At 68.0% G+C, this 25,340-nt stretch carries 17 protein-coding genes; 2 read left to right on the top strand and 15 right to left on the bottom strand.

Annotated features, from left to right (window positions below; all coding sequences use genetic code 11):
• Window positions 1-8: 8 nt before the first annotated feature.
• A complete protein-coding gene (locus LX13_RS10560; RefSeq protein ID WP_253661284.1) occupies window positions 9-728 on the top strand; it encodes a M24 family metallopeptidase in 720 nt (239 codons plus the stop codon).
• Here the strand turns inward: LX13_RS10560 and LX13_RS10555 are convergent.
• The 8 genes from LX13_RS10555 to LX13_RS23460 all read right to left on the bottom strand — a co-directional run bounded on the left by LX13_RS10555 (window position 707) and on the right by LX13_RS23460 (window position 15,174).
• Window positions 707-2,467 carry a cytochrome c biogenesis protein CcdA gene (locus LX13_RS10555; protein ID WP_253661283.1) on the bottom strand — a complete coding sequence of 587 codons (1,761 nt, stop codon included), beginning with the start codon at window positions 2,465-2,467 and terminating at the stop codon, window positions 707-709. The genes LX13_RS10560 and LX13_RS10555 overlap by 22 nt on opposite strands.
• Before the next feature lie 119 nt (window positions 2,468-2,586).
• Window positions 2,587-3,501, bottom strand: a complete 915-nt coding sequence (locus LX13_RS10550; RefSeq protein WP_253661282.1) for a ferritin-like domain-containing protein — start codon at window positions 3,499-3,501, stop codon at window positions 2,587-2,589.
• A 189-nt stretch (window positions 3,502-3,690) separates the two neighbouring features.
• Window positions 3,691-5,241 (bottom strand): acyl-CoA carboxylase subunit beta, encoded by a 1,551-nt coding sequence (locus LX13_RS10545; RefSeq protein ID WP_253661281.1) that lies wholly within the window; start codon window positions 5,239-5,241, stop codon window positions 3,691-3,693.
• A 7-nt stretch (window positions 5,242-5,248) separates the two neighbouring features.
• A complete protein-coding gene (gene pks13 / locus LX13_RS10540; RefSeq protein WP_253661280.1) occupies window positions 5,249-10,513 on the bottom strand; it encodes a polyketide synthase Pks13 in 5,265 nt (1,754 codons plus the stop codon).
• 14 nt (window positions 10,514-10,527) lie between these two features.
• Entirely contained in the window at window positions 10,528-12,423 is a 1,896-nt protein-coding gene (gene fadD32, locus LX13_RS10535; protein ID WP_253661279.1) for a long-chain-fatty-acid--AMP ligase FadD32, read from the bottom strand.
• Window positions 12,424-12,706: 283 nt separating this feature from the next.
• Window positions 12,707-13,708, bottom strand: coding sequence for an LLM class F420-dependent oxidoreductase (locus LX13_RS10530; RefSeq protein ID WP_253661278.1), 1,002 nt, complete (start codon window positions 13,706-13,708; stop codon window positions 12,707-12,709).
• A 104-nt stretch (window positions 13,709-13,812) separates the two neighbouring features.
• Window positions 13,813-14,826: a cutinase family protein gene (locus tag LX13_RS10525; protein WP_253661277.1), complete on the bottom strand. Its 1,014-nt coding sequence runs from the start codon at window positions 14,824-14,826 to the stop codon at window positions 13,813-13,815.
• Between the two features lie 6 nt (window positions 14,827-14,832).
• Window positions 14,833-15,174: a DUF732 domain-containing protein gene (locus LX13_RS23460; protein WP_253661276.1), complete on the bottom strand. Its 342-nt coding sequence runs from the start codon at window positions 15,172-15,174 to the stop codon at window positions 14,833-14,835.
• On the opposite strand from LX13_RS23460, the gene LX13_RS23455 reads away from it, so the two are divergent.
• Complete coding sequence (locus LX13_RS23455; RefSeq protein ID WP_253661275.1) at window positions 15,143-15,478, top strand: hypothetical protein; 336 nt, start codon at window positions 15,143-15,145, stop codon at window positions 15,476-15,478. The two genes, LX13_RS23460 and LX13_RS23455, sit on opposite strands and share 32 nt — an antisense overlap.
• Here LX13_RS23455 and LX13_RS10510 read toward each other — a convergent pair.
• The 7 genes from LX13_RS10510 to glf all read right to left on the bottom strand — a co-directional run bounded on the left by LX13_RS10510 (window position 15,439) and on the right by glf (window position 25,325).
• Complete coding sequence (locus LX13_RS10510; RefSeq protein ID WP_372499868.1) at window positions 15,439-17,316, bottom strand: alpha/beta hydrolase-fold protein; 1,878 nt, start codon at window positions 17,314-17,316, stop codon at window positions 15,439-15,441. The genes LX13_RS23455 and LX13_RS10510 overlap by 40 nt on opposite strands.
• 204 nt (window positions 17,317-17,520) lie before the next feature.
• On the bottom strand, window positions 17,521-18,531 hold the full coding sequence (locus tag LX13_RS10505; RefSeq protein ID WP_253661274.1) for an alpha/beta hydrolase: 1,011 nt from the start codon (window positions 18,529-18,531) through the stop codon (window positions 17,521-17,523).
• Window positions 18,532-18,767: 236 nt separating this feature from the next.
• Window positions 18,768-20,678, bottom strand: coding sequence for an arabinofuranosyltransferase AftB family protein (locus LX13_RS10500; protein WP_253661273.1), 1,911 nt, complete (start codon window positions 20,676-20,678; stop codon window positions 18,768-18,770).
• Between the two features lie 25 nt (window positions 20,679-20,703).
• Window positions 20,704-21,624, bottom strand: coding sequence for a decaprenyl-phosphate phosphoribosyltransferase (locus tag LX13_RS10495; protein ID WP_253661272.1), 921 nt, complete (start codon window positions 21,622-21,624; stop codon window positions 20,704-20,706).
• Window positions 21,621-22,256, bottom strand: coding sequence for a phosphatase PAP2 family protein (locus LX13_RS10490; RefSeq protein ID WP_253661271.1), 636 nt, complete (start codon window positions 22,254-22,256; stop codon window positions 21,621-21,623). Before LX13_RS10490 ends, LX13_RS10495 begins: the two co-directional genes overlap by 4 nt.
• Complete coding sequence (locus tag LX13_RS10485) at window positions 22,237-24,129, bottom strand: glycosyltransferase (RefSeq protein ID WP_253661270.1); 1,893 nt, start codon at window positions 24,127-24,129, stop codon at window positions 22,237-22,239. Before LX13_RS10485 ends, LX13_RS10490 begins: the two co-directional genes overlap by 20 nt.
• Before the next feature lie 2 nt (window positions 24,130-24,131).
• A complete protein-coding gene (gene glf / locus LX13_RS10480) occupies window positions 24,132-25,325 on the bottom strand; it encodes a UDP-galactopyranose mutase (RefSeq protein WP_253661269.1) in 1,194 nt (397 codons plus the stop codon).
• Window positions 25,326-25,340: the final 15 nt, after the last annotated feature.

The following is a 25,340-nucleotide window of genomic DNA, read 5'->3' as shown; positions in this document are numbered from 1 at the left end:
TTCGAGCCATGTCCGACAACATGATCGACGAGCCGACCCGGGTCTCCGAACTCCTCGACGCCCAGGCCAAGGCCGTCGCCCTGTTCGCCGCGATCGACGAGCGCGGGCTGATCCGTCCCGGCGCCTCCGAGAAGGAGGTCAGCAACGAGGTCCGCGATCTGGCGGCCGAGATGTTCGGCGTGTCGCGCTTCTGGCACAAGCGGATCGTCCGCGGCGGCGTCAACACCCTGCAGCCGTACCAGGAGAACCCCGCCGACCGCCTGCTCTCCGACGACGACATCGTGTTCTGCGATTTCGGTCCGCTGTTCGACGACTGGGAGGCCGACTTCGGTCGCACCTGGGTGCTCGGATCCGATCCGGTCAAACTCCGCCTACGCGAAAGCCTTCCAGCGGTCTTCGACGCCGGCCGCGCGTACTTCGACGCGCACCCCGACATCACCGGGGAGCAGCTCTACGCACACGTCGTCTCGCTCGCCGAGGACGCCGGCTGGGAGTTCGGCGGCGAGATCGCCGGGCACCTCATCGGCGAGTTCCCGCACGAGAAGATCGCCGACGACAAGATCGCCTCGTACGTCGCGCCCGGCAGCGACCAACCGATGCGTCGCCTCGACAGCCTGGGACGACAGTGTCATTGGATCCTCGAGATCCATCTCGTCGACCGGGAGCGGGGCATCAGCGGCTTCCATGAGGAACTGCTCGACCTCGGTCAGCCGAAGGTGAACGAGTAGCCCTTCAGGCCCGGGCTGAACCGGAGATCGAGCGTCGCGGGATCGCTGCTCTGCCCGTCGTGCACCGGGTAGAGCGTGGGCGCACCACCGATCGGGATCTCACGGCTGCGGCCGTTCTCGGTCACGGTGACCGTCCCCTGCCCGCCGACGACCAGGTAGACCTTCCGTGCGTGGTAGTTCAGGACGATCGAACTCTGCGACGTCGTGGCCGTGATGCCCTCGTCGTCGGCATCCCATCGCCCCCGCAACGCGAAGGTGTCGGCGTCCTGACGGTCCGGCACCGTGTAATCGCGCTCACCAGAGCGTAATTCGGGAACACCCTCGTAGTTGGCGGCGCGCGTGGCACCCAGGTAGGTCTCCCGTGTCACCCCCTGCTGCGGCGTGGTGTCGAGGTCGTTCGAGGACTTCGGCAGCGTGACGGCGGGATTCGCCTTCTGCAGCAGCTTGCGGATCAGGCTCTCGGTGACGTTGTAGTCACCCTCGCCGAACTTCACGTGGCGAACCGTCCCGTCGGAATCGATCAGGTACTCGGCGGGCCAGTACTGGTTGGCGAAGTTCGTCCAGGTCGCCAGCTTGTTGTCGAGCGCAACCGGGTAGGTGATGCCGAGGCCTTTCGCCCCCGACATCACGTTGCCGCGCACCTTCTCGAACGCGTACTCCGGGGAGTGCACGCCGATGACCTGCAGCCCGAGGTTTTTGTACTTGTCGTTCCACGTCACGGTGTGCGGGATGGAGCGTTGGCAGTTGATGCAGGAGTACGCCCAGAAGTCGATGAGGACGACTTTGCCGCGCAACGACTTCAGGTCGATACCCCGGTCGCCGGGGGTGTTGAACCAGCTCGAGATCCCCGCGATGTCCGGTGCGGTCCCGCAGCTCTGCAGCTGTTCGGCGCCGTCGGTGCAGTTGGTGATCTCGGCGTCCTGCCCGGTGCCCGCGGTGTCGAGCCGATTCTGGATGTCACCCGGATCGGCGACCTCGTCCTGCAACCCGGTCGTATAGTCGGGGATCGCCCGCTGCAGGACCTGCGGGATGTTGAACACCAACGCGACGGCGAGCAGGATCATCGCGACACCGCTGACGATCCGCACGGCCCGTTGACGTTCACGGAAAGCGCTGATGCGTTGGGATATCTGCTGCCCGGCCAGGGCGAAGATCAACAGCGGGACGGCCGCACCGACCGCGAAGCACACCGTCAACACCACCGTCCGCCACCCGATGTCCCCGGTGGCACCGGCGACCACGATCGCGGCGAGGACCGGACCCGCGCACGGGACGTAGACCACGCCGATAGCGAGACCCAACAGGAATCCGCTGCGGTCACCGCCGACCCGGCGTTGCGGGATGAGGGCGAACGGCCGTTCGAGGATCCGCTCGAAGCGGGGGACGATCAGTCCGACCCCGATGAGGACCAGGGCGACGAGTCCGATCCAGCGCAGCGCATCCTGCGGTAGGCCGAGCAGGGACAGCAACGCCGACCCGATCAGGGTGAACGTCGCGAACGACACCACCAGCCCGGCGATGACGAGGAACGGGCGCAGCGTGAGCCGCGATGCGGTCCGGGGTGGTCGCTCGTCGACGGCCACCCGGCCCGGCGTGCGTGCACCGGTCCCGGCCGGGCCGGGTGCGGCGTCGGGCGCGGTGGTCCCCGAGAAGAAGATGACCGGCAACACCGGCAGGATGCAGGGCGAGATGCCGGTGATCAGCCCACCGAGCAGTCCGATCAGCGCGAGGGTTCCCATGGAGTCCGTTCGTGGTGGGGCGTGGAGCGGTCGGTCATTGTCACCATCATCCGCCGGACACCGATCGACCCCGGATCGATGGCGGCTGATCCGGGGTCGAGGTCGGTGCGGGCCGGTGGCTAGCCGCTGGTGCGCAGCGAACCGTTGACGCCCGCGGGGTAGAAACCGCCGGCAGAGACCTTCTTGGGGTTGAGGTACACGATGTTGAGCACCTGTCCCGGGGTACGTCCGTAGGCGATCGCGTTGCCGTCGGTCGGCACCAGGTTCGCCGCACCGCCCAGCGTGATGCCCTGGTCCAGATCCGAGCCACCGTCGAGGCTGTCACGCGCGTTCGAGATCGCGTTGGCCTCCTTGATCAGACCCTTGTTGTACAGGCTGGAGCGCACGATGCCTGCGTGGTACGCCTCGACCGCGAGGATGCCCGCGGCGGCGGCGAGGTAGGTCTTGTTCTGCACCAGCGGGGCAGCACCCTTGTAGGCCGTGACGCCCACGTCCTCGAAGATGAACGCGCCCAACAGGAAGTTGTTCTCGTTGGCGAACACGTCGAACTTCTGGTTGCCACTGATCAGGCCGGCGGCCTTGGCCGCGGCGGTGAAGCTGGCGTCGAGATCGATGGCCGGGCGGGCGACCGCCGCGCCACCGAGCGCCTTGCGCAGGAAGGCGACGTGGTCGAGTTCGTCGGCCGCGATCTCCTTGGCGTACGCGCGGACGGCCGGCGAGGTGAAGTTGACCTTGCGGCCACCCTTGACGCCACCGGGACGGCCCTTGCCGCCGAGCAGGTTGCCGGGCAGGCCGACGCCGTTGACGGCGCGCTGATAGAACTCGGCCTCGAGGTACTCGAGGTTGAGGGCGAAGTTGAGGATCGCACCGTCGCTGATCGGCGCGGCGTCCGCGGCACCAGCGCCTGCGGCGACAGCCCCGCCGACACCGACACCGACACCGGTGATCGCGGCCGCGCGCATGAAGCGGCGGCGGTCCAGGGCGCTCTCGGAACTACGGGCGATGGCGTTGCTGATGAACGTCTTGTCGAACAAAAGGGACTCCCCGACGTGGCATGATGCAACCGACGCAAATCAAGAATCGCTGGCCACAGGTCGACACTGATTGTCGATCCGAAATCACAGTAGTGCGTCGAACCGCTCACGAACACGCATCGGTGACATCGGTCCCGGTTTCGTAATATCTTCCCGATCGACGCAGGCCCGAGGGCCGCACGCCCCCGACTACACCGGGATCAGCAGGTGCTTGCGCGGGGTGCGGTGGACGTTCTTGTCCCGCAGTTGCGCGAGCGCCTTGCGCAGGTGCAGGCGCGTCGACGACGGCTCGATCACCGCGTCGATGTATCCGCGCTCGGCCGCGAGGTACGGCGTCGCCATCATCGTGTTGTAGAAGTTGATGAAGTCGGTGCGGATCTTGTCCGCCTCCTGCGGTGTTGCGTTCTCGGTCTGCCTGCGGGTCAGCACGGCGGCCGCCGACTCGGCTCCCATCACGGCGATCTTCGCCGTGGGCCAGGCGAAGTTGATGTCGCACCCGAGCTGCTTGCAGCCCATGGTCGCGTACGCGCCGCCGTAGGCCTTACGCAGGACGACGGTCACCTTCGGCACGTCGGCCTCGACGTAGGCGAACAGGAACTTGCCGGACCGCCGGATGGTGCCCTTGGACTCCTCGACGACGCCCGGCAGGATGCCCGGGGTGTCGACCAGGAACACCAGCGGGATGTTGAAGGCGTTGCAGATGCGGACGAACCGGGTCGCCTTCTCCGAGCTGTCGGTGTCGAGCACGCCGGCCATCACGTTGGGCTGGTTGGCGACGACCCCGACGGAGTGACCGTCGACGCGGGCGAAACCGGTGATGATGTTGGGCGCGAAGATCTCCGACACCTCGTGGAACGCGCCGTCGTCGAAGATGTTGATGAGGATGTCGTGCATGTCGTACCCGGCGTTGTCGTTGTCGGGCATGAAGTTGTCGAGCTTGAGGTCGTTGGCGGTGACCTCGGGCTCGAGGCCGGGGTTGATCACCGGCGGCTGCTCGTGACAGGTCGACGGCATGTACTCGAGATAGTCACGGACCCAGGCGAACACGTCGGCCTCGGTGTCGGCGATGTGGTGGATGTTGCCCCAGCGCGCCTGGTTGTGGGCGCCGCCCAGATCCTCGGCGTCGATCTCCTCGCCGGTGGTCTGCTTGATGACGTCGGGACCGGTGACGAACATGTAGCTCGAATCCTTCACCGCCACCAGGATGTCGGTGTTGGCGGGCGTGTACACCGCTCCGCCCGCGCACTTGCCCAGGATGATCGACACCTGCGGGGCGAGGCCGGAGAGCAGGTCGTTGCGCCGACCCATCTCGGCGTACCAGGCCAGTGAGGTGACGGCGTCCTGGATACGGGCGCCCGCCGAGTCGTTGATGCCCACCATCGGGCAGCCGATCTTCCCGGCCCACTCCATGAGCCCGGACACCTTGCGGCCGAACACCTCTCCGACGGTGCCGCCGAAGACCGTCTGGTCGTGGCTGAACGCGGCGACCGGTCGGCCGTTGACGAGGCCGTGTCCGGTCACGACTCCGTCGCCGTACCCGCTGGAGTCGGTGCCGGGCATCTTGGCCAGCGCACCGATCTCGACGAACGTGCCCGGATCGAACAGCATCGCCAACCGCTCACGGGGAGAACAGATCCCCTTCGCGGCACGTTTGGCGATGGCCTTCTCGCCACCGGGTTCCTTGGACGCCTCCAGCCTCTCTCGGAGGTCGGCCAGCTTGCCCGCGGTGGTATTCGTCACTGTGTGCTCATTCCTTCGATGCACCCGCACCGCTGTGCTGTGCGGAGACCAGATCGGTCAGGCGTCGGGTGAGGTCGGCCCCGATCCGCCCGATGTACGGCTCGTCGATCATCGCGAGATGGTCGCCGCCGATGTGGACGATCTCGAGGTCGTCGACGACCTCGCCCCAGCGCCCGTCGCGCGGGATGTCGGCCCAGCGCGGCTCGAGTTCGATGGCGCCGTCCTGCATCTTGTCGGCGCGATAGAGGACCACCTTGCCGTCGTACCGCGTGGGGGTGATGGTCGACAACGCGCGGTTGTCCAGGAACGACGTCCGCTGGTGCTCGATGATGCCGCCGGGGATCTTGGCGTTGCTCATCGACAGCAGCTCCATGATGATCCGGAACTGACCCTCGTCGTCGGCCTCGACCAGACGGTCCATCGGCACCGGGACGTCGTCGACGCCGTAGGTGCGCTTGGCGAACGTCATGTAGCGCTCCAGGCGGGCCCGCTTCTCGTCCTGGCTCTCCTCGGGAGAACCGTTGGGACGGACCGCATCCAGCAGCGCCACCAGGGCGACCTCCTCGCCGGCCGCACGCAGACCCTGCGCGCAGCCGTAGGCCAGCGCACCGCCCAGTGACCACCCGGCCAACAGGTACGGACCGTGCGGGACGACCTCGCGCAGCTTGGGCAGGTACTGCTCGACGCGCTCGGCGATCGTGCCCTCGACGCGGTCGAAACCGATCACCGGCACGTCCTCGGGCAGACGCTTGAGCAGGGCCTCGTAGGCCATCGACGAGCCACCCGCGGGGTGGAACAGCAGCAGCGGCGGACGGGTCGACCCCTCGACCGTGCGCAGGTAGCGGACGAAGCCGTCGACCGCACCGCCCTCGAGCTGGTCGCGCACGTAGCTGGACAGGTCCTCGATGGTCTCCGAGTCCAGGACGTCCTCGATGTCGATCTCGCCACCGGCGCGCTCGGAAAGGCGCTCGGTCAGCTTCTCCGCCATCTCCTCGTCGAGGACCGGCAGCTTGGTGAAGATGCCGCCGGCGGAGCGACCGGTGACCATCGCCCACACACCGAACGTGAGTCGCTCGGCCGCGTCACGCGGCGGCACGTCCGCCCCGGCGGCCGCGGCGACGGCCGCCTGACTGATGAGGTCACCCGCGGCCGCGACGGGCCGGGCCTCCGGCTCGGCGGGCGTCGGTTCGGCGATCTCGGCGACCGGCTCGGGCGGAGCGGTGGGGGTGGCCGGTTCAGCGGGTGCCGGTGCGCTCGGTGCGTCGATCAGTTCCGCGATGGCCGCGGTGTCGATCTCACCGCCACCGGCGGCGTCGGAGGCGAGCGCCGCGACCTCCTCACGATGCTCGACGGCGTAGGTCACGAACTTGGTGACGTCGCGCAGGTCCGCCTCGCGCATCGCCTGCAGCTGGAGCTGCGGGATGTCGAACTCGTACTCGACACGATTCTTGATCCGCATGGCCATCAGGGAGTCGAGACCCAGCTCGATCAGCGGGATCTCCCGCGGCAGGTCCTCTGCCTCGTAGCCCATCGACTCGGCGATGATCAACGCGACGCGGTCGTCGACGCTCTGACCGCTCTCCGCGTCCCATCGGGACCCGATGTCCTCGATGATCTCCGGCTCGACGACGACCTTGGTGTCGACGAACCCGGACGCCTCGGCGGCCTCGGCCGGCGTGGGTGTCGTGATGGGTTCCCAATCGGCGGCGGTGCCGCCCAGCGGGCCGCCCGAGGTCACGACCGCATCGAACAACAGCGTGAAGGTGCCGTCGACGGCCTTGGAATGGACCTGCAGCGATGCGCCACCGGGGTGCGGGTTGAGCGTCGTCGTGACGGTCCCCTCACCGACCACCGGTCCGCGGGCCTCGACCGCACCGACGTGGACCTCGGTGAGGACCTGCGCGGCCGCGGCCGCGACCAACTCTCGCGGGTCGGTGACCACCGACGCGGCCACCTCCCAGGCGTGCCGACCGTCGGGCAACGCGACGTGGGCGCCGGGGATCCGGTTGGTGCCCGAGCCGCCGTTGATCTGCGCGCGCATCCAGAACTCTTTGCGCTCGAAGCGGGTACGCGGGATGTCGGCGAACGCGCCAGGACCGAACAGCGACGAGATGTCGGCGGAATGCCCGTGGACGTAGAGCTTCATCAGGGCCGTCACGACACCGAGGTTCTCGTCCTCCTTGCGACGCAGCGTCTCGATGAGCTCGGCGTCGTGCAGTCCGGCGGCGAAGGTGACCGCAGCGACCGAGATCAGGACGGCCGGGTTGGGCGAGAGCTCGATGAAGGTGCGGTGCCCGTTCTCCACCGACTTGGCGATCGCCTGGGAGAACCAGACGCTGTGACGTAGGCCCTTGGTGAAGTACTCGATGGTGTGGACCGGCTCACTGCCCGGACGGTAGAACGTCTCCCGGTCGATGGAGCTGTAGAAGCCGACCGTGGGGCGCAGCGGCTCGATGCCGGTGAGCTCGTAGGCGAGTTCGCCGAGCAGCGGGTCCATCTGCGCGGTGTGGCTGGCGCCCTTGGTCTGCAGCTTGCGCCCGAGCTTGCCCTCGGATTCGGCGCGGGCGACGATCGCGTCGACCTGCTTCTCCGGGCCACCGATGACCGTGTGGGTCGGCGCGGCGTAGACGCAGATCTCGAGATCGGGGTAGTCGGCCAGGACGCCGGTGATGTCGTCGGCGCTGTACTCGACCAGCGCCATCAGCCGGATGTCGTCACCGACGAGGCTCGCCTCGCCCTCACCCATCAGACGCGAACGCTGACAGATGACCCGCGTGGCGTCCTCGAGCGAGAGTCCGCCGCTGATGTACGCGGCAGAGGCCTCACCCATCGAATGTGGCACCAGCACACCGGGTTCGGCGCCGTGATGGCGCAGCAACTCGGTCAGCCCGACCTGGATCGTGTAGATGCCGACCTGCGCGGTCTCGATGCCGTAGGTCTGCTCGTCGTCGGTGAACATCTCGACGATCGAGTAGCCGAGCTCGTTCTGGACGTAGGTGTCGATCTCGTCCAGCGTCTTCGCGAACACCGGGTTCTCGAGGTAGAGCTGCTTGGCCATCTTGCGGTGCTGCGAGCCGAAACCGGACAGCAACCAGACCGCCGAGGTGGGATCGGGGGTGTCGCAGCTGAAGACGAGCGGGCTGTTCTTGCCCTCGGCCACCGCACGCATGCCGCGCACGGCCTCGTCGTGGTCGTTCGCCATCACCACGGCGCGCGAGCGTCCGTGGTTGCGGTGCGCAAGCGCACGACCGATGTCGGCGAGCGGGGTGGCGCGACCGGCGTCGGAGTCGATCCAGTCGGCGATGTCGGTGGCGCTCTTGCGGCGACGCGACGGCAGGAAGCCGGAGATCACCAGCGGCACGACCATGCCCTCGACGGCGCACGGTGCGTACCCGGCGATCGGGTCGGCCTCGGCGACAACCGGTTCGGCCGCGGCCGGTGCCGCGTGCGCGAACAGTCCCGCGGCCGCCTTCTCGGCGTCGGTCAGGTATTCGTCGTCCTCGTCGGGGTCGAGACCCAGGTCCGCCCGGTCGAGCGACGAGTGCTCCAGATCGGCCCGGTCGAAGTCCGCGGTGGTGTCGTGGGCGTCGCCGACGGGTGCCGCGACCGGCTCGACGAGGTCGGTGGGCAACACCTCGCGGACCACCACGTGGGCGTTGGTGCCACCGAAGCCGTTGCCGGACACACCCGCGACGGCGTGGCCGCTGTAGCGCGGCCAGTCGGCCGACTCTCCGATGACGCGCAGCCGCGTCGCCTCGAACTGGATGTACGGGTTGGGACCGGTGTAGTTCAGCGAGGCGGGCAGCTTGTCGTTCTGCATCGACAGCACGAGCTTGATCAGCCCGGCCGAGCCGGCCGCGGCCTCGAGGTGGCCGAAGTTGGTCTTCGCCGAACCGAGCAGGGCGGGCTTGTCGACCGGCCGTCCGCGACCGACCACACGGCCGAGCGCGTCGGCCTCGATGGGGTCACCGAGGATCGTTCCGGTGCCGTGGGCCTCGATGTAGTCGACGTCCTTCGGGTCGATGGCCGCGTCGCGATAGGCGCTGCGCAGCACCTTGACCTGCGCCTCCGGGTTCGGGGCGGGCAGACCGTTGGACCGGCCGTCGGAGTTCACGGCCGAGCCGGCGATGATCGCCAGCATGGTGTCGCCGTCGCGGCGGGCGTCGGCCACCCGCTTGAGGACGACGAGACCGCCGCCCTCCGAGCGGATCATGCCGTCGGCGTCGGCGGAGAACGCCTTGATGCGACCGTTCTTGGCCTGCACGCCGATGCTGTCGAAGCCGAGCGTCGCCGCGGGGGTGATGAGCATGTTGACGCCGCCGGCGAGGCAGACGTCGGTCTCGCCCGATCGGAGGCTGCGCACCGCCTGGTGCACGGCCACCAGCGACGACGAGCACGCGGTGTCGATCGCGACCGACGGACCGTGGAAGTCGTAGTAGTACGAGACGCGGTTGGCCACGATCGAGGTCGAGGTACCGGTCAGCGCGTAGGCCGCGGTGTCGCCCATCGCCTCGGGATCGGAAACCGCGAGCATCTGGTAGTCGTTGGTGGAGCTGCCGATGAAGACACCGACCTCGCCGCCCTTGAGATCGCTCGGCGGGATGTGCGCGTGTTCGAGCGCCTCCCAGGTCAATTCGAGGGCGAGCCGCTGCTGCGGGTCGACCATCTCGACCTCACGCGGCGACATCTGGAAGAAGTCGGCGTCGAAGCCCTTCACGTCGTCGAGGTATCCGCCGTGCACGTTGGCCTCGGCGATCACCTCGGCCATCCGCGGGACGGCCTTGAACTCGGTCCAGCGGTCCTCGGGCAGGTCGGTGATGCCGTCGCCGCCGTTGATGAGCATGTCCCAGGTCGACTCCGGGGTGTGCCCGGCCTTGGGGAAACGGGTGGACACACCGACGATCGCGATGTCGTCGTCGGCGGCTCGCTCACGCTGATAGAACGTCGCGTCCTCGTCGGTGACGAGTCCCTCGTCGGGGTCGCCCTCGATGATGCGCTTGGCCAGCGACGCGATCGTCGGGTGCTGGTAGGCCACCGTCGCGGTCAGCAGGACACCGGTCTTGTCCTCGATGTCGGCGGCCATGGCCACCGCGTCCCGCGAGGCGAGACCCAGCTCCTCCATCGGGCGGTCGTCGGAGATCTGGTCGACCGGCATCCCGGTCGCCGTCGCGACCCACTGACGCAACCAGTCGCGGAGTTCGGCGACGGTCAGGTCACCCACGGTCTCCCCATCTGAAGCGGTGGGTGTGGTCGTCGGGTCGTGCTCAGACATCGATATCCAGACTGTTACGTGGCATCAGGTGCATCGGGGAACGCGGTCTGCGTGTGACCGCCGCGCAGCGTTCCGTCGATGTAGGCGTTCTTGCATGCGGTGTGGGCGATCTTGCCGCTGGAGGTACGCGGGATGGAGCCGGCCGGGACCAACAGCACGTCTCGGACCATCACACCATGACGCTGTGCGACGGCCGCCCGGACGGTGTCGGAGACCTCCTGCGGATCGGCCCGCTTTCCGGTGTTGCGCTCGGCGACGATCACCAACTGCTCGGAGCTGTCGTGCGCGTCGAACTTCAGGCCGCTCGCCGCCGACTCGAACACCTCGGCGGGCAGCTGGTTGGCGGGCACCGCGAACGCCGCGACGAAGCCCGGGCGCAGTGCCGTGCTCGCCTCCTGCGCGCTGAACTCCAGGTCCTGCGGGTAGTGGTTGCGGCCGTCGACGATGACCAGGTCCTTGACGCGGCCGGTCACGTAGAGCTCGTCCTGGTACCAGACGCCGTAGTCGCCGGTCCGCAGCCAGCGGTCGTTGTCCGGGGCCCCCGCGGAGTGACTGCCCGACTCCAGCGGGTTCACCAGGCTGTTGCGGAAGGTGTTCTTGGTCTCGGCCTCGTTGCCCCAGTAGCCGTGGCCGAGGTTGATGCCGTTGAGCCAGATCTCGCCGACGTGGCCGTCGGGACGTTCGGTGGCGTTCTCGGAGTCGACGATCGCGGCCCACTGGCTCACCGACACCTGGCCGCACGAGACCTGCGCGACGGCGCCCGGGGCGTTCTCGTCGACCTCCTCGAAACGTCCGGCGTTCAGGGCGTCGCGGTCGACGTAGATGACCTTGGCCGGAGTGTCGCGCCTGGAGGTGGAGACGAACAGCGTCGCCTCGGCCATGCCGTAGGACGGTTTGATCGCCGTCTTGGCCAGACCGTACGGCGCGAACGTCTCGTTGAACTTCGTCATGGAGCTGACCGTGACCGGCTCGCTGCCGTTGATCAGCCCGATGACGTTGCTCAGGTCGAGGGTCTCACCCTCACGGGGCAGACCGCGGGCCGCGGCGTGCTCGTAGGCGAAATTCGGCGCGGCGGCGAAGGTGCCCGCGCCGTCGCTGAGTGCGGCGAGCTCGTTGATCCACCGGCCGGGCCTGCGGACGAACGCGGCCGGACTCATGATGGTGATGTACTTGCCGCCGAGCGCCGGGATGATGATGGTCAGCAGGCCCATGTCGTGGAACATCGGGAGCCAGGTGACGCCGCGCGAGGCGTCGGTCAGATTCATCGCCTCGATCATCTGCAGGGCGTTCGCCGAGACGGACTCGTAGGTGATCTCCACGCCTGCCGGGGTCCGGGTGGAGCCGGAGGTGTACTGCAGGTAGGCGATGTCGTGCAGCTTGGTCACCGGCTGCCGCCAGGTCTCGCCGACCGAGTCGGGCACGGCGTCGACCGCGATCACACGGGGACGTTCCTTGGCGGGCAGGTGCTTGAAGAAGTCACGGACGGCCTCGGCCGACTTGGTCGCGGTCAGGATCGCGCTGGGCGTGCAGTCACCGAGTACCGCGTGCAGACGGTCGGTGTGACCCGGCTCGTCCGGGGAGAACAGCGGCACGGCGATGTTGCCCGCGTACAGGGCGCCGAAGAAACCGATGACGTACTCGAGCGACTGCGGGGCCAGGATCGCGACGCGGTCGCCGGGTTTGGTGACCTGCTGCAGGCGCGCGGCGATGGCACGCAGACGCTTGCCGAACTGGGCCCAGGTGAGCTCGATCGCCTCACCGTCGCGCTCACGGCTGTAGTCCATGAAGCGGTAGGCCAACGTGTCGGCCTTCTCGCGGACATTGCGCTCGACGTAATCGACCAGGGTGTCTTCTTCGCTGAAGTGCAGATTCCCGGACTCGTCGAGGAACTCGTCAAACGCGGTCTTCATTCGTACTCCTGTTGGCATTGCTAGCCCCGATCGTCGATTCGCTTCGTCGCTCCGACTGGGCGGCTCGACGACCGTCGTCGACGATCGGGATCCGTCGACCGGATATGTCTACCCGGTCTCGGATCCGCCCCCCAAGCGTGCCTTGCTCGGTACGTCACCTTGCAGAATCCTGCCCTCGACACGTCCGGTTCCCCGCGGCCGCCGTCATCGATGGTGGGACAAACTCTGAGTATCCTAACGGCCCGAAGTGCGGGGCCGGGTGGTTACCTCGGTCAACGATCATTCATTCCCCTCGCAGGATCGGGATGATCGGTGCGAACGCGTCCATCTGGGTCGGGAACACCCCGACATAGGACATCCCGGTCCGCTCGCGCACCGAACGGACCTGCTCGGCGATCTCCTCGAACGTGCCGCACATGATGTACGGCGAGGCCAGGATGTCCTCGACGGTCAGATCGGCGTCCTTGGCCATGTTCGGCGGGAAGCCGCTGTCGATCGCACCGAGCACCATCTCCGCGGTCGAGACGCGGTCGTCGGTGACCAGGATCGTCGCGATGGTCCAGTTGAGTTCGATCTGGTCGAAACGGTCGCCGGCGGCACGACGGACGCGGTCGACGCGGTCGATGGTCTTCTCGATGGTCATGTCCGAGAGCTTCAGCTTGCCGTCGGGGGTGCTGCCGGTGGCGATGGAGATGATGTCGGCGTGCTTCGCCGCGAGCTCGAGCATCCGCGGACCGCCCGCGCCGACCAGGATCGGCGGCCGGGGTCCCTGCCGCGGTCGCGGGGTGCCCACGACACCCTTCACGTCGTAGAACTCGCCGGAGAAGGTGACCTCCTGGCCGCGCATCAGGCCGTCGAGGATGGTCAGGGCCTCGTCGAGCTGGCGCAGGCGCTCGCCGGGGGTGCCGAACGGGATGCCTGCGGCCTCGAAGTCCTCGCGCAGCCAGGACGCGCCGATGCCCAGTTCCAGCCGCCCCTTGGACAGCACGTCGATGGTGGTGGCCTCTTTCGCCAGCACCACGGGGTGTCGCAACCCGGCGGCCAGCGTGGTCGTCGCCAGACGGATGGTGCTCGTGGCCTGGCTCAGCGCACCGAGCGCGGCGAGCGGACCGACCTGGTTCTCCAGGTGATCGGGGATGGCGAAGGTGTCGAAGCCGTACTCCTCGGCCTTCTGCGCCAGGGCCACGAACTTGCGGGCCCCGCCCTCGTCACGGTTGCCCTCACCGCCGGCAGCGAATCGGAACGGGCGCAAAGCCGGCGTCGGCGCGGCTGCGTCGGTCGTCATCTGCTCTCCTCAGGTGTGTCGTCGTGGCTCGAACCTCGGACACGATACGGGCGTCACCTGTACGTACCCAAACCTCTCGTGGCGTGTGACACACCAAGGCCCGTTCAGTTGTGTTCGGGACGGGGCGCCTTCTCGATGGTCGAGCGCGCCCAGCCGTACATCCATCGCGTCGCCGAGGCGCCGTCGTCATCCCAGTACCGGGTGGTGTTGTAGAGCGCGTGTACGGGATTGTTCAGTGCGCCGGCGATCTTGCCGATGGCGTCGAGCGGGTTGAGGATCGTCGGCGAATCGCAGATCAGGTCGCCGGACGCGCAGATCGCGTAGGTGCGGTCCTTGACGTCGCCGAAGCCGCCCGCGCGGGCACCGGTCATCGCGATACCGGGGACCAGCGTGCCGAATCCGCCGAGCGCGATCTCCGCACCGACACCGTCCGGGCTCGGCCCCACGTCGTTGGCCTCCCCCTTCTGCCGACGGCCGTCGGCGATCAGGCCGACCCCGAGGACGAGGTCCTGGGCGACCGGGCCCCGACCGTTGCCGATGTCGGAGGCGATGTCGCCGGCGATCACCGCGCCCTGCGAGAAGCCCATCAGCACGAAGCCGGTCAGCGGGCAGCGCTGGTTGACCTCGGTCATCTTGGCCTTGGCGCGCGCGTTGCCCTGTGCGCGCGACACGTTGTAGTCGACCTGGCGGTCGGCGAGATTCGTCGGGTTACGGAACTGCGCGACGTAGGGGACGGTGTAGACGTCGGCGCGTGACGACGGGAACTGCTCCCCCAGCGGCCGAGACACCTTGAGCATCAGCGAGTTCGGGTTCGCGGTCGGGTTGTACGGGTCGTCGGTGGCCGACGACTCGAGCGTCCCGGGGATCACGATGGTCTGTACGTCGGGGCAGTCCGCCGGCTGTGCCGTCGGACGCTGCGAGGTGCTCGACGGTGCGCCCGGTCCGCGACCGGGGCCCGTCGGTCCCGGCCGCATGATGGTGATCACGAGGATCACGACGAGGATGATCGCCACGATCGCGAGGCCGACGACCCCGAGGATGCCGAAGAGCACGAGTTTGCGTCGGCGGGGCTTGCGCGCCGCGGTCCGACCCCGGGCCGAGCGTCTGTTTCCGGACATGTCCGGTTACTTGCAGTAGGTCGACGACGCGGCGGCGATCACCTTGTCGGCGGTCGCCGCGGCGGCCGTCGGGTCGGTCGTCCCGGAACCGACGATGGCCGTCACGAAAGTCTTGATCTGCGACGCCGGGCTCTTCTTGGCCCGCTCCGAGCAGACGAACTCCGCCGAGCTCAGCGCGATCGAGTTGTCGGGGTCGTTGGGGATCGTCACGTTCTGGCGCTTGAGCTCGGCCAGGTACGCGGCGCCCTTGCTGCCCTGCGGCGCCGGTGCGGCCCCGCCCGGGAAGTTCGACGGCGCGGGGGTGTCCTGCGGCGCGGTGGCGGGCAGGCTCGAGTCACTCGACGACACCGCACCCGACGACGGGGCACTGCTCGACGCGGACGACGACGTGGGCGCACTCGAACTCACCGGCGCGTCGCTGCTCGACGGCGCGCTGACCGTGGAGTCGCTGCTCCCGCACGCGGTCGCCACACCGACGGTCAGCGTCAACCCCGCCGCCGCTGTCACGATCCGTACCCAGAGTCCGCTCACTGTCACTTCCCTCGCCATCGTCGTGAAGAACCGTCATGTGCCCCGACAGGACCTCGGCCACGGTACCGAAGGCCGCCGTTGTCAGTGGATGACGGCGGTGCCGTCGACCACCTCGATGTAGCCCTTCTCGAAGTTGATCCGGTTCCCACCGGTGATCTGGAACTGATCACTGATCGGGTAGCCGAGCCGACCGCCCTCGAACCCCACGGTCGCCCAGGCGTCGAAGATCGGTCCGGACGGGATCGCGAACGCGCCCTTGGCGGCGGTCCAGTAGATGTTGCCGCCGGAGAACCGGTTGAAGCGTCCGCCCCGGGCCGCGCCGATCTCGTTGGAGGTCGGGAACCCGAGGTATCCGCCCTCGTAACCGGTCTTGCCGTACTTGTCGAAGATCCGACCCTGCACGGAGTGCGCCCCGGTGGCCGCCGAGAAGTAGTACGCGCCGAGGGAGAAACCCTGCACGCGGCCCTTGTTGTCGGGGGTGTCGACCTCGTCGCCGGTGGGGTATCCCATCGGGCCGCGCTCGTAGCCGGCCTTGCCCCAGTCGGCGAGGATGGCGCCTGAGACCGCGTGCGCGCCGGTGGCCTGGGTCCAGTAGACGTAGCCGCGCTCGAACTTGTTCAGCCGGCCCTTGCGGTCCGGGGTGCCCAGTTCGTCGCTCACCGGGAAACCGAGGTAGCCGCCGGGACCGCCCGCGGCGACGTAGGCGCCACCGATGGCACCCGCGACCACGTGGGCGCCGGTCTTGCCCGACCAGAGCACGCGTCCGCCGCGGAAGTCCTGTGCGCGTCCGCCCGGGACGCCGTACTCCGGCGTCATGCACTCGCCGAGCTCGGAGTGCTTGGCCGCGACCGGCTTGATCGCGCCCGCCACGCCGCACTTGGGGGTGTCGGCGGCGATGCCCAGGGCGCGGGCGGCCTGCGGCCACGCCTGGTGCATCTCGAACTCCCAGTACTTCCAGGTGTGCGTGCCCGACGGGCGGTAGACGACCTGCGCGGCCACGCCGAGCTGGTTGAGCTTGGTCGCGAACTGGGTCGAGGTCACCCGCGAGAGGACCTCGAGTCCGACGCCGGCGTAGTTGGTGGCCAGGTACGGCAGCGTCGAGGGGGTGTCGTACTGACCGAGCAGACCGTTGCCCGACGACACGTAGAGACTGACGCCCTTGAGCTTGTCGGCGTGCAGGAAGGGATCGTGTTCCTTCCACGCCGGGTCCGACGGCGGCCCGAACATCTTGGCCGAGTCGTAGCCGCCGGCGTCGCGGACCGCGAACTGCACGGCCTGCGGCATGCCGAACGAGCTGAGCTGCAGGATGCCGGAGAACGAGGCCGCGTAGCGGAAGAAGCCCGGGGTGCGCTCGGCGAGCATCATCGCCGCGCTGCCGCCCATCGACAGTCCCTGGATGCCGCGGACGTCGGTCGAGCGCCACTGCCCCTGCAGGACCGGCGGGAGCTCCTTGGTCAGGAACGTCTCCCACTGGTAGTTCTTGCCGTTGTCGGGCTTCTGCCAGTCGGTATAGAAGCTGGACTCGCCGCCCACCGGCAGGATGACGTTGACGTTCTTGTCCTTGTAGAAGTTCTCGACGTCGGTGTTGATGATCCAGCCGTTCTGGTCGTCCTGCGCTCGCAGGCCGTCCAGCATGTACAGCTGCGGGAACCGCTCGTCGGGCGACTGGTTCCAGTCACGCGCCAGCAGGATCTGCACCTGGATGTTGCGGCCCATCGACGGGGAGTAGACCCACACCGCCACGCGCCGATCGGAGTACCACTTGGTGTTGGTCACCTTGACCCCCGACACCGGCGTCACGGCGGGAGCGGGCGATGCCGCCGGGGCGGCCGAGGCGGCCGGAGCCGCCGGCGCGTCCGACGAGTCGGGTGCTGCGACCGCGACCCCGGTGCCGAGCACCATCAGCAGTGCCGCCGCAGGCGCTGTCACCGATAGAACCCCACGCCGCCACTGCCGCATCTGACCGATCTCCTTCGCCACCAACGGTTCTGCCGGTCCCGAAACGTTTGTCCCGGCGAACAGCAGAACGCCCTACGTGTGTGTGTCTACACGTAGGGCGTCCCGATGTGACGTTGCCACACTGTGGCGTGTGTGAATTCGTGTGACTCGTGAGGTTTCTGTGACCACCTACGGTGGTGTGGGTCTCACGAGCGGCGGATCAGCTCAGTCGCGGAACCAGCCCTGGTTCTTCGCACGGAAGACCATGTCCGACCAGTAGCCCCAGTCGTGGATACCGGTGGACGGGAAGTCCGAGGTGATCGCGACGTTGTTGATCAGCGCCTGGACCTGGAACGCCCGCGACTGCGCCAGCGACAAGGCCTCGAGCGGCGAGCCCTGGATCAGACCGATCGGGCTGACCGGGAACCGGCCCTGCAGGCCACTGCCCGCGGCGACGCGCACCTTCTTGCCGCGCATCTTGCCGATCTGGACGAACGGGTCGTTCTCCAACCAGCGGACGCTGGTGGGCGGTCCCCACATGGAGTCGGAGTTGAACGGTCCGACGCCGGCCTCGATACCCGCGTCGAGCAGGGCGATGCGGATGGCCTCACGCATACCGGGAGCCGAGAGGTTCAGGTAGCCCGACATCGAGAACAGGTGCGAGATGCGACGGTTGTTGGCGCCGAGCACCATGGCCGAGTTGCCACCCATGGAGATGCCCATGATCGCGTACTGGCGGCGCGGACCGACGTCGAGTCCACGACGATCGAGCTCGGGGATCAACTTCTGGTCGATCAGGCACTTCCACCGGTAGCGGAACTTCTGGTTGTTGAAGTTGCTGGGGGCGTTCCAGTCGCTGTAGAAGCTGGCGATGCCGCCGACGGGCTCGACCACGTTGACGCCGGAGTCGGCCATGTTCTGGATCTTGGTGTTGTGCTCCCAACCGCTCACGTCGTTGGTGGCACGCAGGCCGTCGAGCGCGATGACGGTCTTGTAGTTGCCCGGGCGGGTCCACATGCGGACCTTCACCGGGGGCATGCCACACGAGTCGGCCAGGGTGATCTGCTGGACGCGGGGCGCGGCCGAGGCGGTTCCGCCGGAACCGACGGCGATGCCCAGGCCCGCGAACGTGGCGGTGGCGAGGAACACGGCGAGGAGCCGCCTTCCGATGGAGACCTGACTCCGGGCCGGGTCGGTCACCCTGGAGCCGGTTCTTCTCGGACTGCTAGCACGCATCGACTGTTGCCTTCTCTCTGTCGGTCGGCCCATGACGGACCTGTAGCGCATCGAAAAGGTCCGTGAGCGCCGAACGGGAGCCTATTGGATGCCGTTCGGTCTGACAAACGTTGAACTGTGATCGTTGACCGTCTGTCGCACGTACGTGACCTGCCGATTTTGCCTCGTCGGACTTTATCGGTCCGCGTCGTCCCTGCGTTACGCAACCGAGATGTTTGCGATCTGCAACCTGGGGCTCAGCGACCGAAGACCGGCGGCGGGATCGGCAGCTTGCACCGCTGCAGTTCGTAGAGCGGGACGCGGTTGATCCGATAGCTGTTGAACGCGAACGACTGTCGGATGTTGTTGCGGAACCGGGAGAAGCTCATCGGCGCCTCGAACGAGGCGATCAGGTCCTGGGTCGGCTTGCAGGTCAGCGCCTCGCGCGACTGCCGGACCCAGTCCGGGTCGAGGTAACCGGGCAGCAGCGGCGGGAACGGCACGGCCCCGGCCTCGGCGATGACCCACTCGGAGTCGAGGTCCTTGTCGTGGCCGATGCGGGCGTCGGGCAGCCGCTCGGTGTGCGAGGCGATCGGGAACGCGAGGCCGACCTGGTCGATCACCCGGACGTCGAGCGACGAGTTCATGCTCGTCATACCGAGGTTGAGGTAGTAGACGGTCAGCTGCCGGGGCACGCCGCGGGGCAGGACGTCGGGCTGCGGATCGAAGTACCACTCGTCGTAGTTCGCCGACGGCAGCAGCACACCACCCTGCGCGGAATGTTCGTTGATCGCGTCGACCATCGCCCGGATACGCGGGTAGTTGAGGTAGTCCTCGGCGGTGATCGGGTGCTCGACCCCGATGTTCTGGATGTAGTAGCGCCGCTCGTCGACGATGCCGCTGCGGCCGATGTCGGTGCCGTTGTTCATCCCCGGCGAGTGCGACGTGGCCACGGCCCACACGACGGTGGTCACGAAGAACGCGGTCGACAGGACGGCGCCGACGATCGGTACCGCCGATGCGCGACCCAGGGCCGACGGCAGCGCGATCGGGATGATCATCACCGGCAGCATCAGGATGAACAGCGGGACCAGGAGCACGCGGGCGTGCATGAAGTCGCCGCCCTGGCGGATCCAGTAGGCCGACTCGATGAACCCGGCGATCACGATGACCACGACGACCGCGCCCGGTGAGCGCAGGCCGTGGCGGAACCGCTCGACGCGGCCGATCGACGCGAGGGCGACCCGGTCGACTGCGCGACGCCGCAGGTACCAGGTGAGCAGGGCCGCGACCGCCGCGACGAGCAGCGGCAGCAGCAGGATGTACGGGCTGAACATGTTGCCCAGGTAGGTGAAGCCCTGCTTCCACTTCGACCCGCTGGCGTCCTTGGCCACCGCGGTGTTCGGCACGAGCAGGCCGTAGTACCCCATCCGGAAGATCTGGTACGCGACCGGCGTGATGGCCGCGACGACGACGAAGACGACGCGCAGGCGCCACGACATGTGGGTGGCGAACACCAGCAGCAGGACCAGACCGCCGAGCAGCGCGAGCTCGGGGCGGATGAGAGGTGAGAGCCCGGCGGTGAACCCGAGCAACAACAGCGACGTCGTGCCGCCGGATCGGTCGGGGTCGCGGCGACTCCACGAGATCACCTGACACCACAGCAGCGCGATCCAGAAGATGCACAGCGAGACCTCGAGACCGCTGGTGGCGAAGTCTCGGGCCGGCGGCAGCGCGATGTAGACCAGGGCGCCGAGCGGCACCAGGATGGTCCAGCCGTCGCGGCCGTGCAGGCCGAGCATGCGGTAGGTGCCGTACATCGCCAGCGGCAGCGCCGTCACCGACAGCACCAGCGCGATCCACAGCACCACGTACTCGGGTTCGGCGTCGGTGATCCAGGTCCAGAACCAGATCAGATAGGTCCACACCGTGGAGGTGTTGGCCTCGACGCGCTCGCCCTTGTTGAACACCGGGCCGTTGCCCGCGAGGAGGTTGCGCACGGTCCGCAGGACGATCAGACCGTCGTCGGCGATCCATCGTCGCTGCCAGGCACCCCCGGCGAAGAGGATGCCCACGACGAGCGCACTGATCGCGAAGGTGGTTGCCGGGAGGCCGGCACGGATCCGTGAGACGCGCGGAACCGCGTGGGAGGACCGATCGGACGTCATCGCTGCGCGATCGGTGGGGTCAGCCTCAGCTGACGAAGTAGACCGCGACACCAACGCATATTAGCCACGCCACCGCGCAGAACTGGAGGACGCGGTCTCCCAGCGCGATCTCCTCGGGCTCACCGGCCTCACCGCCGTCGACGTCGACCGCGTACCGGAGGATCGCGATGGTGAACGGAACCATCGAGATGGCGTACCAGACGTTGGTGTCGTGGTCGCGCGAGAACGCCCACAGTCCGTAGGAGAGCACGACCGCGGTCGCCGAGAGTGTCCACACGAACCGCAGGTAGGTGGCCGTGTAGTACTCCAGCGACTTGCGGATCTTGGCGCCGGTTCGCTCGGCCAACTGCAGCTCGGCGTACCGCTTGCCCGCGGCCATGAACAACGACCCGAACGCCATCACCAGCAGGAACCACTGCGACAGGCCCTTGGGCAGCTCCGCCGCGACGCCGCCGGCGATCGCGCGCAGCAGGAATCCGGACGAGACGATGCAGATGTCGACGACGGCCTGGTGCTTGAGTCCGAAGCAGTACCCCAGCTGGATCACGAGGTAGATGCCGATCACCAGCGCGAGTTGCCAGTTCGCCAGGAACGAGATCGCCAGCGAGGCGACACCGAGCACGATCGCGAGGGCGAAGGCGAGGTTGCGGGGGACGACACCCGCGGCGATCGGCCGGTAGCGCTTGGTGGGGTGCGCGCGGTCGGCCTCGACGTCGAGGGCGTCGTTGACGAGGTAGACACACGACGCGACCAGGCAGAACGCGACGAAGGCGATGGCCGAGCGGGCCAGCACGTCACCGTCGTCGACGGCTCCGGCGGCCAGTGGTGCGGCGAGGACCAGGACGTTCTTGACCCACTGCCGTGGGCGGACGGCCTTGATCAGGCCCGCCGCCAGGTTCTTCGGCGGCCCCTTCACGTCGGTCGCCTCGATCGGTTCCTCGCTCATCGCACTCCTATGTTCAGCACCGACGCCTGCCCGCGACCTCGCAGCGTCGTTCTCGCCCCGCGCGACAATCTGGCCGTCAGGTGCGCGAACAGTCTGTCATCACGGGTGACCGCGACCGCACAGACTGCACCCAACACGGCGCCTGCGGCGACGTCGCTCGGGTAGTGGACGCCCAGGACCAGCCGCGACGCCACCATCGGCGGGACGATCAGGGCCGGTAGGACGCCGTCCGGCAGACCCGCGGCGCGGCCCAGCAGGATCGCCGCTGCGGTGGTCGAGGTGGCGTGTGACGAGGGGAAGCTGAGCCGGCTCGGAGTGGAGACGCCGATCCGGATACGTGGATCGCTGGGCCGCTGCCTGCGCACGATGCGCTTGACGACGACCGACGCCGCGTGGGCACCGAAGGCGCCGACACCGGCCTGCACCCATCGGGTCTGGGCGGGCAGGTCGTCGCGGGCGAAGGCGACGGCCAGGCCGATCGCGGCCGAACCCGTCCACCCCAGAGCGTGCTCGCCGAGGTGCGAGAGACCGCGCGCGGCGGGCAGGACACCGGGCCGGTCGGCGATCGCGTTCTGGATGGCGACCAGGATCGCGGCCTCGCCGCGTCCGTGGTCAGTCGAGTCCGAAGACACGTGCCCAGCTCTCCTTGCTCGTGAGTTCCGCGTGCGCCGCGCGGTACTGCGTGCGCATCTCGGGGAACCGGTTGTTCAGTTCGCGGACGAGGGACGCCGACTCCTTGGCCAGGGCGATCATCTTCGCGCGGTCACGCTGACGGTAGACGACGCCGCGGCCGTCGGCGGTGGTCACGGTGACACCGTCGACCCGCCCGAGGCTGAACCATCTCGCCTGCAGCGGTGGGTAGTTCGCCTGCGGCACCTCGTGGTGACGGGGATCAGCGGGGCGCGCGTTGTTGACGACGGCGCCGGCGAGGGCCCTGAGCTTGCGGATCGGGTTGCGCGGCTCGAACATCCCCAGCGCGGTGGCCTCGCCGCTGGTGCGCGGCAGGACCGTCGCCGACGGCAGGACGACGGCGTCGGGGTACTGCTTGCGCATGCCCGCGATCTTGGGCAGCGCGGTCGGCAGCAGCTCGCGGATGTGGTCCGGCCCGGCGAGGAAGTCGCGGATGGCCTCGTTCTGGATCGCCACCGTCGAGTACTCCAGGCACAGCAGGTGTTTCGCCGTGGCCTTGGCCATCGACTGCACGATCCCGCCAATGGGACCGTCGTGGTGGATGGCTGCGACGACGAGACGGTTGCGCAGATGGAAGTACGCCTGCCAGTCGATGGCGTCGTCCTTGTCGCTCCACGCCATGTGCCAGATCGCGATGCCGGGGATGGTCGCGGTGGGGTACCCGGCCTTCGCCGCGCGCAGCCCGAACTCCCAGTCGTCCCACTTGATGAACAGCGGCATCGGCAGGCCAATGGTCTCGGCGCACTCCCGCGGGATCATGCACATCCACCACCCGTTGCCGTCGACGTCGATGCGACGGTGCAGGTTCTTGGAGTTGTCGCGGTCGGTGAGCGGGTACTTCGCGAAGTCGTGGTCGTACTCGACGTAGGGCGCCGCGGTCCACATGAAGGTGTGCGGGTCGATGACCTCACCCATGCAGTGCAGGTGGCTGCGGTCCTGCAGGTTGAGCATCTGCCCGCCGACGAGCATCGGGGTCTTCGCGTACTGCGACAGCGCCAGCGCGCGCAGGATCGAGTCGGGCTCGATCGCGATGTCGTCGTCCATGTACAGGACGTACGGACTGTCGGTGAGTCGCAGCGCCTCGTACATGATGCGCGCGTATCCACCGGAACCGCCGAGGTTGGGCTGGTCGAAGATGTGCAGCCGGTCACCGAGGGCGTCACGTGCGACGTCGTAACCGGGCTCGTCGACGACCTTGCGGTTGCCCTGATCGGGCATCAGCACCGCGTCGATGACGCCGTCGACCAACGGGTCGGAGGTCAGCGCACGCAGGGCGTCCACCGCGTCGGTCGGTCGGTTGAACGTCGGGATGCCGACGGTGACCCGGGCCTTCTCGCGCCCGCCGGGCGCGGGGATGGGGGCGTACCAACCGGCGCTGACGATCTCGGTGTCGGTGTCGGTGGTGACGTCGAACCAGATCCAGCCGCCGTCCTCGAACGGACCGAGGTCGAGTTCGAACTCGATGACGCCGTGGCCGTCGTCGTCGGTGGGCACCAGGTCGCCGCCGAGCCCGATGCGCGCGCCGTCGACCTTCGAGCGGTAGAGGTCGACACGGCAGGTGCCGATGACCTCGACGCGCAGGATGACCGACTGCAGGATGCTCCACCGCCGCCAGTACGACGCGGCGAACGCGTTGAAGTACGAGCCGAAGCCGGCCTCGGACTCCGCGGTCAGCAGCACCGAGGTCCGGCTCGGCGAATGCGCTCGGCGACTGTTGGTCTCGGCCTCGACGAGGTACAGCGACCGCACGTCGAGCGGCTCGCCCGGACGCGGGAAGATGACCCGCTGCAGCAGGGTGTCGGCGGTGACGGTCATCGTCACTCCGACTCGGCGAGCGGTTTTCCGTCGGCCAGGTGCGGCGCCACGGTGTTCTCGTACATCGTCAGTGCGCTCGCGATGGCCATGTGCATGTCGAGGTACTGGTAGGTCCCCAGCCGCCCGCCGAAGAGCACCTTGCGCGCGGAGGTCTCGGACTTCGCCAGTTCGCGGTAGCGCGCGAGCTTGGTGCGGTCCTCGGGGGTGTTGATCGGGTAGTACGGCTCGTCGCCGGACTCGGCGAAGCGTGAGAACTCGCGCATGATGACCGTCTTGTCGGTCGGGTAGTCCCGCTCGGGGTGGAAGTGGCGGAACTCGTGGATACGGATGAACGGCACGTCGTCGTCGTTGTAGTTCATCACCGGCGTTCCCTGGAAGTCGCCGACCGGGAGCACCTCGGTCTCGAAATCGATGGTGCGCCACCCGAGCTCACCCTCGGCGTAGTCGAAGTAGCGGTCGAGCGGGCCGGTGTAGACGATCGGCGCGTCCGGGTTCTGCGCGATCAGCTCGTCGCGGACGTCGAACCAGTCGGTGTTCAGCCGGACCTCGATCTTCTCGTCTCGCGTCATGTTCTCGAGCCACGCGGTGTAACCGTCGACCGGCAGGCCCTCGTAGGTGTCGTTGAAGTAGCGGTTGTCGAAGGTGTAGCGCACCGGGAGCCGGGTGATGTTGCCCGCGGGCAACTCCTTCGGGTCGGTCTGCCACTGCTTGGCGGTGTAGTCGCGGATGAACGCCTCGTAGAGCGGGCGGCCGATCAGCGAGATCGCCTTCTCCTCGAAGTTCTGCGCATCGCGCGAGTCGAACTCGCCGGACTGCTCCTCGATCAGCGCGCGCGCCTGCTCCGGCGAGAAGAACTTGCCGAAGAACTGCGAGATCAGGCCGAGACCCATCGGGAACTGGTACGACTGCCCCTTGTGCAGCGCGAACACGCGGTGTTGGTAGCCGGTGAAGTCGGTGAACTGGTTGACGTAGTCCCACACCTTGGTGTTCGAGGTGTGGAACAGGTGCGCGCCGTACTTGTGGATCTCGATGCCGGTGGTCGGCTCGGGCTCGGAGTACGCGTTGCCGCCGAGATGGTGCCGCCGGTCGAGGACCAGGACCCGCTTGCCCAGCTGAGAGGCCGCCCGCTCGGCGATGGTGAGTCCGAAGAAACCAGAACCGACGACTATCAGGTCATACCGCGTATCGACTGCCACGGGGGTTCAGGGTAA

The sequence above is a fragment of the Williamsia maris genome (genome assembly GCF_024171815.1).
Classification (GTDB): domain Bacteria; phylum Actinomycetota; class Actinomycetes; order Mycobacteriales; family Mycobacteriaceae; genus Williamsia_A; species Williamsia_A maris.
The sequence above is the reverse complement of the archived record's forward strand: the minus strand, read 5'-3'. Positions and strand labels throughout refer to the sequence as shown.

Excerpts from the sequence above, each read along its gene's own strand:
- fadD32 (WP_253661279.1), bottom strand. The coding sequence starts at position 12,423 with ATGAAGACCGCGTTTGACGAGTTCCTCGACGAGTCCGGGAATCTGCAC.
- LX13_RS10485 (WP_253661270.1), bottom strand. The coding sequence starts at position 24,129 with ATGACCGTCACCGCCGACACCCTGCTGCAGCGGGTCATCTTCCCGCGT.
- LX13_RS10510 (WP_372499868.1), bottom strand. The coding sequence starts at position 17,316 with ATGCGGCAGTGGCGGCGTGGGGTTCTATCGGTGACAGCGCCTGCGGCG.
- LX13_RS10555 (WP_253661283.1), bottom strand. The coding sequence starts at position 2,467 with ATGGGAACCCTCGCGCTGATCGGACTGCTCGGTGGGCTGATCACCGGC.
- LX13_RS10505 (WP_253661274.1), bottom strand. The coding sequence starts at position 18,531 with ATGCGTGCTAGCAGTCCGAGAAGAACCGGCTCCAGGGTGACCGACCCG.
- LX13_RS10530 (WP_253661278.1), bottom strand. The coding sequence starts at position 13,708 with ATGACGACCGACGCAGCCGCGCCGACGCCGGCTTTGCGCCCGTTCCGA.
- LX13_RS10500 (WP_253661273.1), bottom strand. The coding sequence starts at position 20,678 with ATGACGTCCGATCGGTCCTCCCACGCGGTTCCGCGCGTCTCACGGATC.
- pks13 (WP_253661280.1), bottom strand. The coding sequence starts at position 10,513 with ATGTCTGAGCACGACCCGACGACCACACCCACCGCTTCAGATGGGGAG.
- LX13_RS10495 (WP_253661272.1), bottom strand. The coding sequence starts at position 21,624 with ATGAGCGAGGAACCGATCGAGGCGACCGACGTGAAGGGGCCGCCGAAG.
- LX13_RS10525 (WP_253661277.1), bottom strand. The coding sequence starts at position 14,826 with ATGTCCGGAAACAGACGCTCGGCCCGGGGTCGGACCGCGGCGCGCAAG.
- LX13_RS10560 (WP_253661284.1), top strand. The coding sequence starts at position 9 with ATGTCCGACAACATGATCGACGAGCCGACCCGGGTCTCCGAACTCCTC.